Below are 14,305 nucleotides of genomic sequence, written 5' to 3'. Positions count from 1 at the left end.
CGCAGCCCGCGTGTCCCGGGTTGCGCTCGCCGCCAGGCCCGCGTTCGGCGACCGGGTGGCCCTACCCTTGTAGCCGACACCGTCACCCCTCGAGGATCTGAGCATGAGCGCTGAATATGTGCTGACCCTGTCCTGCCCGGACCGGCCGGGAGTGGTCGCGGCCGTCTCCGGGCTGCTGGCCGGGAAGGGCTGCAACATCATCGAGAGCCAGCAGTTCGGCGACCCCGTCGAGGAGCGGTTCTTCATGCGCGTGCAGTTCTCCAGCGGGCACGCCGTCGACGAGCTGCAGGCCGCGTTCGCCGCGCTCGCGTCGGAGTTCGCCATGGAGTTCCAGCTCTTCGACCTCGCGGTGCGGACGCGGGCGCTGGTGCTCGTCAGCAGATTCGACCACTGCCTCAACGACCTCCTCTATCGGGTGCGCTCGGGCCTGCTGCCGATCGAGATCGTGGGCGTCGCGTCCAACCATCCCGACCTGCGCCCGCTCACCCAGTCGTACGGCGTGGACTACCACCACCTGCCGGTCACCCCGGACACCAAGCCGCGGCAGGAGGCGGAGATCCTCACGCTGGTCGACCACTATCAGGCCGATCTGGTCGTGCTCGCCCGCTACATGCAGGTGCTCTCGCAGGAGATGTGCGCCAAGCTCGCCGGGCGGATGATCAACATCCACCACTCGTTCCTGCCGTCGTTCAAGGGCGCCAAGCCGTACCACCAGGCGTACTCGCGGGGCGTGAAGCTGATCGGCGCCACGGCGCACTACGTGACGCCCGACCTCGACGAGGGGCCGATCATCGAGCAGGAGGTCGCGCGGGTGAACCACACCCACTCGCCCGAGGACCTCGCCGCGATCGGCCGTGACCTCGAATGCCAGGCGCTGGCCCGGGCCGTCCGCTGGCACGCGGAGCACCGCGTGCTGCTGGACGGCCACAAGACCGTCATCTTCCCGCGCTGACCTCCGCGCCTCAGCCGACCTTCAGGCCGGTGTGCCGGGCCAGGAACGCGAGCTGGTCGGCCGAGAGCTCGACCGACCGGCTCACGGCCCGGGCGCCGTGCCCCACCTCGGTCTCGTTGCGCAGCAGGATCGGCCGGTCGCCCGCCTGCGCGTGCTGCAGGGCCGCCGCCATCTTCCACGCGTGCAGGGGATGGACACGGGTGTCGGACGCGAACACGGTGAACAGCGTGGCCGGGTAGGACACCCCCTCACGCACGTGGTGGTACGGCGAGTAGCTCCACAGCCAGGCGAACTCCTCCGGCACGTCGGCCGAGCCGTACTCGACGTTCCAGGTCGCCCCGAGACCGAACTTCTCATACCTGATCATGTCGAGCAGCGGCGCCGAGCACACGACCGCCGCGTACAGGTCGGGGCGCTGGGTGAGCGCCGCGCCGACGAGCAGCCCGCCGTTGGACCCGCCCGAGATGGCGAGCTGGTCCCGGGTGGTGACGCCGGTGGCGATGAGGTGCTCGGCCGCCGCGTGCAGGTCGTCGAAGACGTTCTGCTTGTTGCCGAGCATGCCGTCACGGTGCCACTGCTCGCCCTCCTCGCCGCCGCCGCGAAGCTGGGCGACCGCGTAGACGCCGCCCGCCTCGACCCACGCCAGCGTCGTGGCGGAGAACCCGGGGGTCAGCGGGACGCCGAAGCCGCCGTAGCCGTACAGGATCGTGGGACGGGGCCCGGAGCCGGGGCGCGAGGTGACCAGCATGCGCACCTCGGTGCCGTCCTTCGACCGGTAGACCACCTGCTCGGTGGTCGCCTCGGGCACCTCCACCGCGCCAGGCGGCGCCTCCCAGAGGGAGGTCTCGCCGGTCAGCGCGTCGTAGTGGTACACGGCGGTCGGGGTGATGCCGTCGGTGTAGCTGAACCAGGCCTCGTGCCCGCCCTCCGGGCGCTCGAAGATCCCTCCGATGGAGCCGAGCCCCGGCAGCGGGACCTCACCGATCCGCTCGCCGCTCTCCAGGGCATGGACGGAGATCTCGCCGATCGCGTGGCGGGTCCAGCCGACGAGCAGGACCGGCTCGGCCATGCCGTCGAGGATCGCGAAGTCGGACAGCACCGCCTCGGCGTCCTCGGGGATCAGGTCGCGCCAGTGCTCACGGCCGGGCGTCTCCGGCGAGGTGACGCAGACCCGCCCACGCGGGGCGTCGAGATCGGTGAAGACGTAGAGCCGCCCGTCGCGGCCGAAGTGGAGCCCGGTCTGGGCGTCGACGTCCTGCTGCACGGTGACCAGCTCCGGCGCCTCCGGCGACGAGGCGGCCAGGTCGGCCACCCACAGGTCGTTGCGCGGGGCGGTGCCCCGCGAGGCGGAGACCGACAGCCATCTGCCGTCGAGGGAGACCGAGACCCCGTAGTAGTTGGTCTTCTCCAGGCCCTCGCCGAAGATCAGCACGTCGTCGTCGGGAGAGGTGCCGACGCGGTGCAGGTAGACGCGGCGGTGATACTGCTCCTCGCCGGCCGGGACCAGCGAGGGCGCCAGCCGGCGCACGTAGTAGAACGCCTCCCCGCCGGGCAGCCAGGCCACGGGGGAGTAGCGGCAGCGGTCGATCGGCCCCTCGATGATCTCTCCGGTCGCCACGTCGACGACGTACAGGCGCGACTCCTCGTCACCGCCGACCGAGATCTGGTACGCCAGCCGGTTGCCTTCCTTGTCCGGCTGGTAGGAGTCGAGCGTGGTCAGGCCCGAGGGGTCGAGGGCGGTGGGGTCGAGCAGCACCCGCTCGCCGCCGCCGTCCGCGACGTACAGGACCGGGTGCTCCTGGTCGGGGGCCCGCCGGGTGAAGAAGCGGCGCTCGCCGCGCCAGGACGGCGTGCCCACCGACCCGGAACGCAGGAGTTCGGCGATGCGCTCGCGGAAGTGGTCGCGCCCTTCGAGCTCGGCGGACCTGAAGAGGGTCTCCTGCGCGTCCAGCCACTCCTTCGTCGCCGGATCGTCCGGATCCTCCAGCCACCGGTACGGGTCGGGGACGGGCGTTCCGTGGAGATCGTCGACGATGTCGTCACGGCGGGCTGGCGGGTACGGCACTCGGCTCATGCAGGCACTTTAAAACAGCCGGACGCCTGCGGCGGTACATCGTCCGTACCCGGCCAAGACGGGAATAAAGGGGTGAACACCTGGGCATAGAAGCAGCAGGCGTCCCAGTCGTTCACCTCACAGACCCTTTATGGGGTGGCGCGGGGGCCGCCGACAAGGCCACACTTTGGTGAAGGGCGGTGCCGTGGTGACGATCCGCTGGGCCGTCCGGCGGAGGTCCCTGTGACGGAAGCATCCGGGTCCCAACCGACGGGACCACAACCCAGGCGCACAGCCGAGACCGCTGTGGAGGCCGGCTGATGCGCCAAGTCCTGCTCCTGAACGCCACATACGAACCGCTGACCACGCTCTCCCTGCACCGGGCCGTAATTCTGGTGCTGAGAGAGAAGGCGGACGTCGTCCACCGCGACGGCCGGGGCGCGGTCCTGCGCTCGGCCACGCGCACGCTCGACGTCCCATCGGTGATCCGGCTCCGGCGTTATGTCCGCATCCCCTACCGGACGCGCATCCCGCTCACCCGGGCCGCGCTGATGCGCCGGGACAACTTCCGCTGTGCCTACTGCGGCCAGCGGGCCGAGACCATCGATCACGTCATCCCGCGATCCCGGGGTGGCCCTCACACGTGGGAGAACTGCGTCGCCTCGTGCACGCCGTGCAACCACCGCAAGGCCGACAAGCTGCTGGAGGAGCTCGGCTGGGCGCTGCGGGTGGCCCCCGTGGTGCCGCACGGCGCGCACTGGCGGCTCATCGGCGCGCAACTCGACGGTGATCCGCAGTGGGCGCCCTACCTGTCGGAGACGGCGGCCTGACGGGCGACGTCATGAGGTGGACGTCATGAGGTGGACGATCACCGCCGACGTGGAGGAGTACGCCGCGGCGGCGGAGCCCTGGCTGCTGCGCGATCCCGTCCGCAGCACGGTCATGCTGACCGTGCTGCGCGGGATCCGCAGCGGTCAGTTCACGGTCGATCCCCTGCTGGCCTGGCTGGAGGACGGCGACACCGTGGCAGGGGCGGCCTGCCAGACGCCGCCCTATCCGCTCGCGCTGGGCGACGTTCCGCTCGCGGCGCTTCCCCTGCTGGCACGCGACCTGATCGAGCTGGACCACGACGTGCCCGCGGTCGGTGGTCCGATCGCCGTCGCCGAGGCGTTCGCGGCCGCGTGGTGGCGGCCGGAAACCCGCCGCCGGGCCGAGCGGCTCTATCGCCTCGGCGCGCTGCGGACTCCCTCCGCGCCGGGGAAGCCCCGCGTCGCGGGCCCCGGCGACCTGCCGACGGCCGTGAGTTTCATCCGGGAGTTCCAGCACGAGGCGCATGCCGAGCGCACGGCCGACCCCACTCCGGTCGTCGCCGCCCGGGTCAACCGGGAGGAACTGATCATGTGGGAGGACGACGGCCGGTCCGTCTCCATCGCCGGTGTCTCCGCGCCGATCGCCGGCATGTCGCGGATCGGGCCCGTCTACACCCCGCCCGAGCTGCGCGGACGCGGGTACGGCAGCGCCGTCGCCCACGCGGCCAGCAGGAAGGCGCTCGACGACGGCGCCACCGAGGTGCTGCTGTTCACCGATCTGGACAACCCCACGTCCAACTCCGTCTATCAGCGGCTCGGCTTCCGGCCCATCGCCGACTACGCGACCATCCACTTCGCCTGAGCCGCCTCCCCGGGACGCCCGCCTACGCAGGGTCGTCATCCCTCCTGGCAGCGGCTTGGTGCCCGGTCCATGGCCGGCTGCGTGACCACCTACTTCGGCTGCGCCGCCTCCCCGGGGACGCCCGCTTACGCCGGGTCGTCGTCCTTCCTGCAGGCGGCTCGGTCGCCGGTCTATGGCCGGCTATGTGACCACCTACTTCGGCTGCGCCGCCTCCCCGGGGACGCCCGCTTACGCCGGGCCGGGCTCTAATCTGGACGCATGCCTCGCTATGACTACCGTTGCCGCGCGTGCGGGTCGACGTTCGAACTCAACCGTCCCATGGCTGAGGCCGGTGACCGGGCGGTCTGCCCCTCCGGCCACGACGACACCGTGAAGCTGCTGTCCACCGTGGCCGTCACGGGCAGGGCGTCCGGGGCTCCCGCCGCCCGTCCGTCGGGTGGCGCGGGCGGCGGTTGCTGCGGTGGTGGCTGCTGCGGCGGCTGAGCCGCGTCCGTCCCCGTGCTCTCACCGGGCAGCTCCGGGGCTTTCTCCAGGCTGCCTTGGGGCTCCTTGGGCTGCTCCGGGCTGATTCGGGCGGCGTAGCCGGGCCGCCGGTTCAGGGACCGGAGCCGGGCTGTCGAGTCAGGCCGCGGACGGGCGGCGGGCCCGCGAGCGGCGTTGGAACGGCAGGTAGCGCTGCGGCAGGTGAGCACGCGCAGGCAGGTCGGTCGGCTCCACCGCCAGGATGCGGTCGAAGCGGAACGCCCTGATCGAGCGGCGCATGCGGCACCAGCCCACCAGATACCAGAACTCGCCGTGGACCAGGCAGGTCACCGGCTCGACGTCGCGGACCGTCATCCGGCCCGCCGCGTCGTGATACTGGATGCGGATCACCAGGCGGGCGGTGATCGCGTTGGCCACCGCCCGCGCCCGGCGGGCGACGTCGGTGGGCAGCGGAGTGGTCAGGGTGGTCAGGGTCGTGGCGATGACGTCGTCGTCCAGATCGAGGTGCTCGAAAGCGTGGCGCAGACCGCGCCGGGCGGTGACCGACTGCGGGCCGGCACCGAGGTGAGCGAGCGACAGGGCGAGGGCGGCGAGTTCCTCGGCGGTCAGCGAGTGCCGAATGACGTTGGCCATAGTTCGACAATAGCGACGAGCACTGACATTTTCCGAACGCGTGCTCGGTAACGGCGCTAGGTTGGCCTGTCCTTCCGGCCACCGTTTTCTGTCCGGGACGCCCGACCGCCTGCGGAGGAAACCGGTCGTCCCCGCCCGCTGTCGTCACCGCGCCGTGCATCCGCCCGCTGTCGTCACCGCGCCGTGCATCCGCCCGCCCGTGGCCTACGACCACGGCCGCATCCTGGCGTGCAATCCCCTTGCCGTGCCATACGACTCGTCACATCGCGGCGCGCATCCGCCCGGCGAGCCCCACGGCCACGGCCACGGCCACCCTCCCGGCGTCCTGACTTGGCTCACGTTTCAAGATTGTCGCTGAGCGCGAGGCGTTGACCTCGTGGTTCCCCGTCGGGAACGGCGAAAAGTGCGCACTAAATCGATCATGTCTCTACCCTGGTGGCCGTGTCTCCGTACGTGCGGACGGTGAAGACGGCCTCAGGCGCCCGGGCGGTGCAGATCGTCTACTCCTCCCGCCGCGGATCGCGGGAGATCGAGCACATCGGGTCGGCGCACGACGACGCCGAGTTGGAGACGCTCAGGGCGGTGGCGCGTCAGCGGCTGGCCGCCGGCCAGCAGGAACTGGACCTGGGGCTGGACGATGGGCCGATGGCGGGCGGGCCGCTGGAGATCGTCAGCTCGCGGATGGAACACCTGTGGGACGCGCTGTCCCGCGCCTACGACACGCTGGGGTTTGCTGCCGCGGCCGGGGGCGATGAGGTGTTCCGGCAGCTGGTGCTCGCGCGGGTGATCGAACCGACGAGCAAGCACGACAGCCTGCGCGTGCTCGGCGAGGCCGGGATCGATGCGGTGTCGTATGCCACGGTGAAGCGCCGCCTGCCGGACTACGCCGCACCGCAGTGGCGCCAGGCCCTGGCCGGTGCATGCGCGGCCCACACCCGCCTCGGGCCGGCCAGCCTGGTCCTCTACGACGTGTCAACCTTGTACTTCGAGACCGACGCCGGGGATGGGTTCCGCGAGCCGGGCTTTTCCAAGGAACGCCGCCTGGACCCGCAGATCACGATCGGGCTGCTCACCGACTCCTCCGGGTTCCCGCTCATGGTGACCGCCTTCGAGGGCAACAAGGCCGAGACCCACACCATGCTCCCGGTGATCGAAGGGTTCATGGCGGCCCACCACCTGCCGGACGTCACGATCGTGGCCGACGCCGGGATGATCTCCGAGGCGAACAAGCAGGCCATCGAAGCCGCTGGGCTGTCGTTCATCCTCGGCATGAAGATCCCCGAGGTGCCGTATGTGGTCAAGCAGTGGCGGCGCGAGCACCCCGGCACCCCGATCCCCGACGGGCACATCTTCATCCAGCCCTGGCCGTCGGGATCGAGCCGGCCCCGCCGCGACCAGATGATCTACTACCAGTACCGGGCAGAGCGGGCCCGGCGCACCCTGCGCGGCATCGACGAGCAGGTCGCCAAGGCCCAGCGCGCCGTCGACGGGCAGGCGCCGGTCAAGCGCAACCGGTTCATCAGGCTGTCCGGCGCTACCAAGAGCGTCAACACCGAGCTGGTGGACAAGGCCAAGGCCCTGGCCGGGCTCAAGGGCTACATCACCAATCTCGCCGCCTGCCCGGACGGGACGCCCATCACCGCCGAGTTCGTCATCAGCTCCTACCATCGGCTGTTCGAGATCGAAAAGTCCTTCCGGATGAGCAAGCACGACCTCAAAGCACGGCCGATCTACCACCACAAACGCGAGTCCATCGACGCGCACCTGACGATCGTGTTCGCCGCCCTGGCGGTCGGCCGGTGGATCGAGGCACGGACCGGATGGTCGATCAAGAAGTTCGTCCGCACCGCCCGCCGCTATCGCACCGTCCGAATCCAAGCCGGCAACCACGTCCTGACCGCCGCCGACCCTCTGCCCACCGACCTACGCAACGCCCTCAAGCGGATCCGCAGCCCCGAAGGTGCGCACTAAATTGAGCCAACTCAGGTACGACCACGGCCGCATCCTGGCGTGCAATCCCCTTGCCGTGCCATACGACTCGTCACATCGCGGCGCGCATCCGCCCGGCGAGCCCCACGGCCACGGCCACGGCCACCCTCCCGGCGTGCATCCCCTCGCCGGGCCGTACGGTCCTGGTGACGTGAAGGCCGACGACGGCGAAGACCGGCGTGATGGCGGCCTGTTCGCCGCCTGCGCCCGGTCCGGCACGGCTTCCACACGGCCCCGCATCACCTGTGGGCGGCCCGGCAACGGCGGTGAACCATGAGCGCCGGACGGCTTCGCGGTGGTCGTGGGCGGACGACGCTCTGAAACTTTCAGAGACCGGGCTCCACCCGGAAATCACCATGAGCGGGGCATTCGAAACATTTCGCCGAATCGTGCCTGAAATCTCTGCGATCATCCGCTGCATATCGGATTTCGGTTATCCGGGCGGGCCGGCGGTGCGTTTCGGGCCCCCGGCTCGGCGCATTTTCAGCCGGCCCGACATTCCGGACTTCCGAAAACTCCGGAGATTGACCGTTCCTGGGGGAGATGGTGCATTCGTTGTTGAAATGAGGGAGAAGGGACACCAATGTTCGCTGCGAATCCAGCCCGGAGAGTGCTCGCGCTCGGTGCGGCGCTCGTGACCACCGGCGTGCTGAGCCTCGCGCTCGCGCCCAGCCCCGCCATGGCCGACACCGTCACGCTGAACGCCACAGTGGACTGCCTCAACTACAACAGCTTCGGGGACACCAGGGACTGGTACCCCATCTCCGTCGTAGGGGTGCCCTACAGCAGCCTGGTCGCGGTCCCGGCCACGCACGCGTGGCAGTTCACGAAGACGCTGCCCAGCGGGACGACGTCCGTCAGCGTCTCCGCCATATGCAGTGAGGGCCATTCGTACGACTTCGCCGGCACCGCCGGCAGCGTCAGCATCCCCGCGGGAACCACCACCGTGACCGCCACCTGGGGCTGCACGACGGCCCCGGTCTATCCCGGTCCGTGGATGACCAACTGCAGCGTGCAGACGGTTTCCTACAGCTGACGGCAGGAGAACGTGGGGCCGCCTCCTCGGAGGCGGCCCCACGCGTTTCCCGGGTCTAGCGGGAGAGCTGGGACAGGTCGCGGGACGCGCCGGTCGAGGCCGACGTGGTCAGCGCGGCGTACGCCTGGAGGGCGGCCGACACCGGACGCTGCCGGTCGCGCGGCCGGTAGCCGCCGAGGTCGGCCAGCAGCCGCTCGCGGCGGGCGGCCAGCACGTCCTCGGCCACCCTGAGCTCGATCGAACGGCCCGGGATGTCGATGTCGATGATGTCGCCGTCCTCGATCAGGGCCATCGCGCCGCCCTCGGCGGCCTCGGGGGAGGCGTGGCCGATCGACAGGCCCGACGTGCCGCCGGAGAAGCGGCCGTCGGTGATCAGCGCGCACGCCTTGCCCAGGCCCTTGCCCTTGAGGAAGCTCGTCGGGTAGAGCATCTCCTGCATCCCGGGGCCGCCCTTGGGGCCCTCGTAGCGGATGACGACCACGTCGCCGGCCTTGACCTTGCCGCCGAGGATGCCCTCGGAGGCCGCCTCCTGCGACTCGAACACGACCGCCGGGCCCGAGAAGCGCCAGATCGACTCGTCCACGCCGGCCGTCTTGACCACGCAGCCGTCCTGGGCGATGTTCCCGTACAGGACGGCGAGGCCGCCGTCCTTTGTGTACGCGTGGTCGAGGTCGCGGATGCAGCCCTCGGCGCGGTCGAGGTCGAGCGACTCCCAGCGGGCGTCCTGCGAGTACGCCTTGACGGTGCGCACGTTGCCGGGGGCGGCGTGCCACAGCTCCAAAGCCTCGTCGGTGACCTCGGGGGACTTCGGGTCCCACTTGGCGATGTACTCCGCGATGGAGGCGGAGTGGACGGTCGGCAGGTCGCGGTGGAGCAGGCCGGCCCGGTCGAGCTCACCGAGGATGCCGGGGATGCCGCCCGCCCGGTGCACGTCCTCGACGTGGTACTTCATCGTGGCCGGGGCGACCTTGCACAGGCACGGCACGCGCAGCGAGATCTCGTTGATCTCCTTGAGCCCGAAGTCGACGCCCGCCTCGCGGGCGGCGGCCAGGATGTGGAGGATCGTGTTGGTCGATCCGCCCATGGCGACGTCGAGCGCCATCGCGTTCTCGAACGCCTCGCGGGTGGCGATGCTCCTCGGCAGGACCGCCTCGTCGTCCTCCTCGTAGTAACGCCGGGTGATGTCGACGATCTGCCGTCCGGCGTCCTCGAAAAGGGCCTTGCGGGCCTTGTGGGTCGCCAGCGTGGTGCCGTTGCCGGGCAGGGCCAGGCCGATCGCCTCGGCGAGGCAGTTCATGGAGTTGGCGGTGAACATGCCGCTGCAGGACCCGCAGGTCGGGCAGGCGTTCTCCTCCATCGCCAGGAGGTCGGCGTCCGACACGCTCTCGTCGGCCGAAGCGATCATCGGGTCGATCAGGTCGAGCTTGCGGCCGGGGATCTTGCCGGCCTCCATCGGGCCGCCGGACACGAAGATCGTGGGGATGTTGAGCCGGAAGGCGGCGAGCAGCATCCCGGGCGTGATCTTGTCGCAGTTGGAGACGCAGACCAGCGCGTCGGCGCAGTGGGCGTTGACCATGTATTCGACGGCGTCGGCGATCAGCTCGCGGGACGGCAGCGAGTAGAGCATGCCGCCGTGGCCCATCGCGATGCCGTCGTCGACGGCGATCGTGTTGAACTCGCGCGGGACGGCCCCCGCCTCGCGGACCGCGCCGGCCACCACGTCGGCGACCTCGCGCAGGTGCACGTGGCCGGGCACGAACTGGGTGAAGCTGTTGGCGATCGCGACGATCGGCTTGCCGAGGTCGCTGCCCGCTACGCCCGTGGCCCGAAGCAGCGCACGGGCGCCGGCCATGTTCCTGCCGTGAGTGACAGTGCGGGACCTGAGAGCGGGCATCGAGGGACCCCCATCCGGAGACTACTGAGTCTTCAAATGGTACGACCACTGCCCGGCTGCCGAGACCCGCTGTCCACGAGTCGGGACGTGTCCCCCCGGAAACCGGCTCGCTCCGGGGTGCCACGCTCTCGCCGCGCTTCGCTCGCGACGCGCTCTACCTGGGATGCCGCGCTTCGCTCGCGACGCGCTCTACCTGGGGTGCCGCGCTTTACTCGGGGTAGCGCGCGGGCAGCACGCGTTCGGCGGCCCGGTAGATCGCGTCGATCTCCGATGTGGTTAGCGACCTCTCCCGCTTGGTGATCCACTTGCGGACCAGCCCGCCGGAGAAAACGTCCACCTCGCGGATGTTGAGGATGCGCCACGGGATCGGCGGACCGTAGATGGCCAGGGACGGCACCACGGTGATCTCCCGGCCGAGCGCCTTGCTGATCAGGTCGCTGGCCTGCGCCGCCTCCCACCGGGCCTCGTCGAGCCGCGGCTTCTGGTTGAACGGGCCGTGGAAGAGCTTGCGGTGCGACTGGACCCGTACGGGCAGCCGTTTGTCCCACTTCTCCGAGTCCACCGCGTACACGCCGGTGGGCCCGACCACGAGGTGGTCGATCTGCGCCTCGCTGCCGGGGATGGCCCGGGCGTGCAGCGTTTTATATCCGTTGCGCTCCAGCTTCTTGAGCTGGGCCTCCGTCTGCCGCTCGGCCGCGGAGGCGCGCCGCCACGCGGGGATGGTGGAGACGGTCCTCGCCCGATAGACGGCGTCGGCGACGCACGCGAGGATGGCCGCGGTGAGCCCGAGCCGCCAGCTGCCGAAGAGCACGCCGAACACCACGCCCGCCGCGACGGCGATCACGGCCCGCCTGCGCAGGTGGCGATATCGCGTGTCCTGCCACAGGCTGATCAGCGACGTTCGCTCGACCGGAGCGTACGTCGGAGTCGCCGGCGCCTCAGGGGGCGCCGAAGGGCGTTCCGCCTGCTCTGACGATTGGTCACCCACCCATATAGGTGACGTATCGTGACCGTCTTCTGGCGCTAGACCGGTATCCACATCACTCACGGTAGTTGAGCCGTCAGCGGCTTGCCTAGTGTTGGATGGTTCATACTTTTGTGGCCTGCTTGAGCTGATTCGTTGCTCGGAAGTGCGGGTATCTTCTCTAGATATCCGCGGCCCAGAGGCCTACCGTTCGGTAGCGTGGCGCACATTCACGATCTTACCGCTCTTGAGCAGGCGGCAGCCGTACGTACGGGTGAACTTTCTCCTGTTCAGATCACCGAGCACTACCTGGAGCGCATCGAGCGGCTCGACCCCGGCCTGGGGGCGTTCGTCACGGTGACGGCCGACCGGGCCCTCGCCCAGGCACGCGAGCAGGAGGCCCGGCTGGCCGCCGGTGACACCGGGGACCTGCCCCCGCTGCTGGGCGTGCCCATCCCGATCAAGGACCTCAACTTCGTCAAGGACGTGCCGCTGCACTTCGGTTCGGCCACGTACGAGGGGTTCGTCGCACCCGCGGACGACAGCGTGGTCGAGCGCCTGCGAGACGCCGGCACGGTCATGCTGGGCAAGACCAGCACCCCCGAGTTCGGCATGCCCTGCTACACCGAGACCTACCTGCACGAGCCGGCCCGTACGCCGTGGGACATCACGCGGTCGGCCGGAGGGTCGAGTGGGGGAGCGGCGGCCGCCGTCGCGGCCGGTCTCGCGCCCGCCGCGCAGGGCAGCGACGGCGCGGGCTCGATCCGCATCCCCGCCTCCGTCTGCGGCCTGTTCGGCATCAAGCCGAGCCGGGGCCGCATCTCCGCGGGCCCGATCATCCCCGACCTCGCGGGGCTGTCGACCAACGGGCCGCTGGCCAGGAACGTCGCCGACGCCGCCGCGCTGCTGGACGTCATGGCCCACAACAACCCCGGGGACCTCTACCACGCGCCGGCGCCCGAGCTCGGGTCGTTCTCGGCCTACGTCGGGCGCGAGCCGGGGCGGCTGCGGATCGCCAGGTTCGCCACCCCCGCCGTGCCCGGCGCGGAGGTCCACCCCGACGTGCTGGCGGCGTACAAGAGCGCTTCGGCGGTGCTGGAGTCGCTCGGGCACGAGGTGGAGGAGATCGCGCCGCCGTTCGGCCCGGACGTGGTGCCCGAGTTCGTCAAGATGTGGTTCAGCTTCTCGTGCATGCACCCCGTGGCGGAGGAGCTGGAGCCGAAGCTGCGCCCGCTCACCGCGTGGCTGCGCGAGCGTGGCCGCGCCGTCTCGGCCCCGGAGTTCCTCCAGGCGCAGGGGACGCTCCAGCTCGCCACCCGCTTCGCGCTGCTCGTCACCGACGCGTACGACGCGGTGCTGTCGCCGACCGTGACCCAGCCGCCCGTGCCGGTGGGCTGGTTCGAGGACGTCGAGTCGCCCGAGGAGACGTTCGAGCGGATGATGCGCTTCGCACCCTTCGCGGCCATCTACAACGTGAGCGGTCAGCCCGCGGTGAACCTCCCGCTCTACTGGACGCCCGACGGCCTGCCCATCGGCGTCATGCTGGCGGGCAGGTTCGGCGAGGAGGGGACGCTCATCTCGCTGTCGTCCCAGGTGGAGGCGTCCGTCGGTGGATTCTGGGGCGACCGCAGGCCGCCGATGTGGTGACGCGGTCAGTCCTTAAGAAGGTTCACGATGTGGGCGGCGACGTCGGCGAGCAGTGTGGCCGGCCGCACCGGCGCCGCCGCCACGGCGGAGAACAGCGAGGGTAACCCCGGCAGCGGGAAGCCGTCGTCGGCGGTGACGGCGGCGGCCGCCTCGTGCTTGGCCAGCGCGGCGCGGCTGCGCTCCCACGCCTCCAGCACCTCCTCCGGCGACGGCACGCCGAAGCCGTGGCCGACCGGGGCCGCGTGGCGCAGCCGTACGAGCGGGGTGTCGGCGAACGTCAGCGCGATCCGGCAGCGGGCGGACAGGTCGTCGAGGTCCGGCACCCAGTCGAGGGCGGAGCAGGGGGTGCGGCACCGGCCCGCGCAGGTGGCGAGCGCCCCCGCCACCTGGCTGTGCTGCCGGTCGAAGTAGGCCCGCCAGCCGGGTGGCGGCTCCACGGCCACCCGCAGGGTCCGCTCGGCCGCCGACCGCTCCGCCCTGGTGTGATCGCACTCCCGGTCGGGCATGGCCCCGAACCGGCTGCCGGGAGCGCGCAGGCCCTCCGGCCACCGGGCCGGGTCGCCCGCGTGTCCGAGCGCGGGCTCGAAGGCGAGCAGCGGAAGATACTCGCTGCAGATGTGCACGGCCGCGATCATCGAGCTGAGCTCGCGCCGCCTCCAGCGGGCCTCGACGACCTCCAGGAGCAGTGCGTACGCCGGCCGCAGCGAGTCGAGCGCGCCGCGCGGCTGCTCCCGGGGCGTCTGCGGCATGTGGCACGCGCGGGCGCGCCTGCGCAGGTCGGCGGGCACCGTCTGGGCGTCGATCACGGTGTGGAAGTCCTCCGCGTCGAGCGTGAGCAACCGCTGGCCGAACTCGCAGACCGACGCGACCAGGGCCGCCTGGTCCCCATCTCCGAGCACGGCCGGCGCGAGCGCGCCGACGTCACCGAACGAGTACCTCCCGGCCAGGGCGATCAACAGGTCGTGGGCTGAGTGCACCCGACG

General features: G+C 70.7%; 13 protein-coding genes. 8 read left to right on the top strand and 5 right to left on the bottom strand.

From position 1 onward, the window contains the following. Positions 1-103 precede the first annotated feature (103 nt). Entirely contained in the window at positions 104-952 is an 849-nt protein-coding gene (gene purU / locus OHB01_RS00250) for a formyltetrahydrofolate deformylase (RefSeq protein WP_147943659.1), read from the top strand. Positions 953-962: 10 nt separating this feature from the next. Here purU and OHB01_RS00245 read toward each other — a convergent pair whose 3' ends face one another. Beyond that, positions 963-3,026, bottom strand: coding sequence for a prolyl oligopeptidase family serine peptidase (locus OHB01_RS00245; protein ID WP_147943658.1), 2,064 nt, complete (start codon positions 3,024-3,026; stop codon positions 963-965). 299 nt (positions 3,027-3,325) lie between these two features. Here OHB01_RS00245 and OHB01_RS00240 point away from each other — a divergent pair, with 299 nt between their 5' ends. The 3 genes from OHB01_RS00240 (at position 3,326) to OHB01_RS00230 (ending at position 5,159) form a co-directional block, all read left to right on the top strand. After that, a complete protein-coding gene (locus tag OHB01_RS00240) occupies positions 3,326-3,835 on the top strand; it encodes an HNH endonuclease (RefSeq protein WP_142650137.1) in 510 nt (169 codons plus the stop codon). Positions 3,836-3,860: 25 nt separating this feature from the next. After that, positions 3,861-4,676: a GNAT family N-acetyltransferase gene (locus tag OHB01_RS00235; RefSeq protein ID WP_147943657.1), complete on the top strand. Its 816-nt coding sequence runs from the start codon at positions 3,861-3,863 to the stop codon at positions 4,674-4,676. Between the two features lie 258 nt (positions 4,677-4,934). Then, entirely contained in the window at positions 4,935-5,159 is a 225-nt protein-coding gene (locus tag OHB01_RS00230) for an FmdB family zinc ribbon protein (protein ID WP_030509608.1), read from the top strand. 138 nt (positions 5,160-5,297) lie between these two features. On the opposite strand, the gene OHB01_RS00225 is transcribed toward OHB01_RS00230, so the two are convergent. Next, entirely contained in the window at positions 5,298-5,792 is a 495-nt protein-coding gene (locus OHB01_RS00225) for a helix-turn-helix transcriptional regulator (RefSeq protein ID WP_142650139.1), read from the bottom strand. Between the two features lie 441 nt (positions 5,793-6,233). On the opposite strand from OHB01_RS00225, the gene OHB01_RS00220 reads away from it, so the two are divergent. The 3 genes from OHB01_RS00220 (at position 6,234) to OHB01_RS00210 (ending at position 8,817) form a co-directional block, all read left to right on the top strand. After that, a complete protein-coding gene (locus tag OHB01_RS00220) occupies positions 6,234-7,763 on the top strand; it encodes an IS1634 family transposase (RefSeq protein WP_419197557.1) in 1,530 nt (509 codons plus the stop codon). A gap of 1 nt (position 7,764) precedes the next feature. Continuing rightward, entirely contained in the window at positions 7,765-8,058 is a 294-nt protein-coding gene (locus tag OHB01_RS00215; protein WP_328854761.1) for a hypothetical protein, read from the top strand. Positions 8,059-8,364: 306 nt separating this feature from the next. After that, entirely contained in the window at positions 8,365-8,817 is a 453-nt protein-coding gene (locus OHB01_RS00210) for a hypothetical protein (RefSeq protein ID WP_142650140.1), read from the top strand. Positions 8,818-8,872: 55 nt separating this feature from the next. Here OHB01_RS00210 and ilvD read toward each other — a convergent pair whose 3' ends face one another. Continuing rightward, entirely contained in the window at positions 8,873-10,711 is a 1,839-nt protein-coding gene (gene ilvD / locus OHB01_RS00205) for a dihydroxy-acid dehydratase (protein ID WP_142650141.1), read from the bottom strand. 208 nt (positions 10,712-10,919) lie between these two features. Continuing rightward, on the bottom strand, positions 10,920-11,699 hold the full coding sequence (locus OHB01_RS00200) for a nuclease-related domain-containing protein (protein WP_260617411.1): 780 nt from the start codon (positions 11,697-11,699) through the stop codon (positions 10,920-10,922). A 195-nt stretch (positions 11,700-11,894) separates the two neighbouring features. Between OHB01_RS00200 and OHB01_RS00195 the strand changes: the two genes are divergently transcribed. After that, positions 11,895-13,322 (top strand): amidase, encoded by a 1,428-nt coding sequence (locus OHB01_RS00195; protein WP_328854760.1) that lies wholly within the window; start codon positions 11,895-11,897, stop codon positions 13,320-13,322. Between the two features lie 5 nt (positions 13,323-13,327). On the opposite strand, the gene OHB01_RS00190 is transcribed toward OHB01_RS00195, so the two are convergent. Further along, positions 13,328-14,299 carry a hypothetical protein gene (locus tag OHB01_RS00190; protein ID WP_328854759.1) on the bottom strand — a complete coding sequence of 324 codons (972 nt, stop codon included), beginning with the start codon at positions 14,297-14,299 and terminating at the stop codon, positions 13,328-13,330. Positions 14,300-14,305 lie beyond the last annotated feature (6 nt).

This window comes from Microbispora hainanensis (genome assembly GCF_036186745.1).
Classification (GTDB): Bacteria; Actinomycetota; Actinomycetes; order Streptosporangiales; family Streptosporangiaceae; genus Microbispora.
This window is presented reverse-complemented; position numbering and strand designations above follow the sequence as displayed.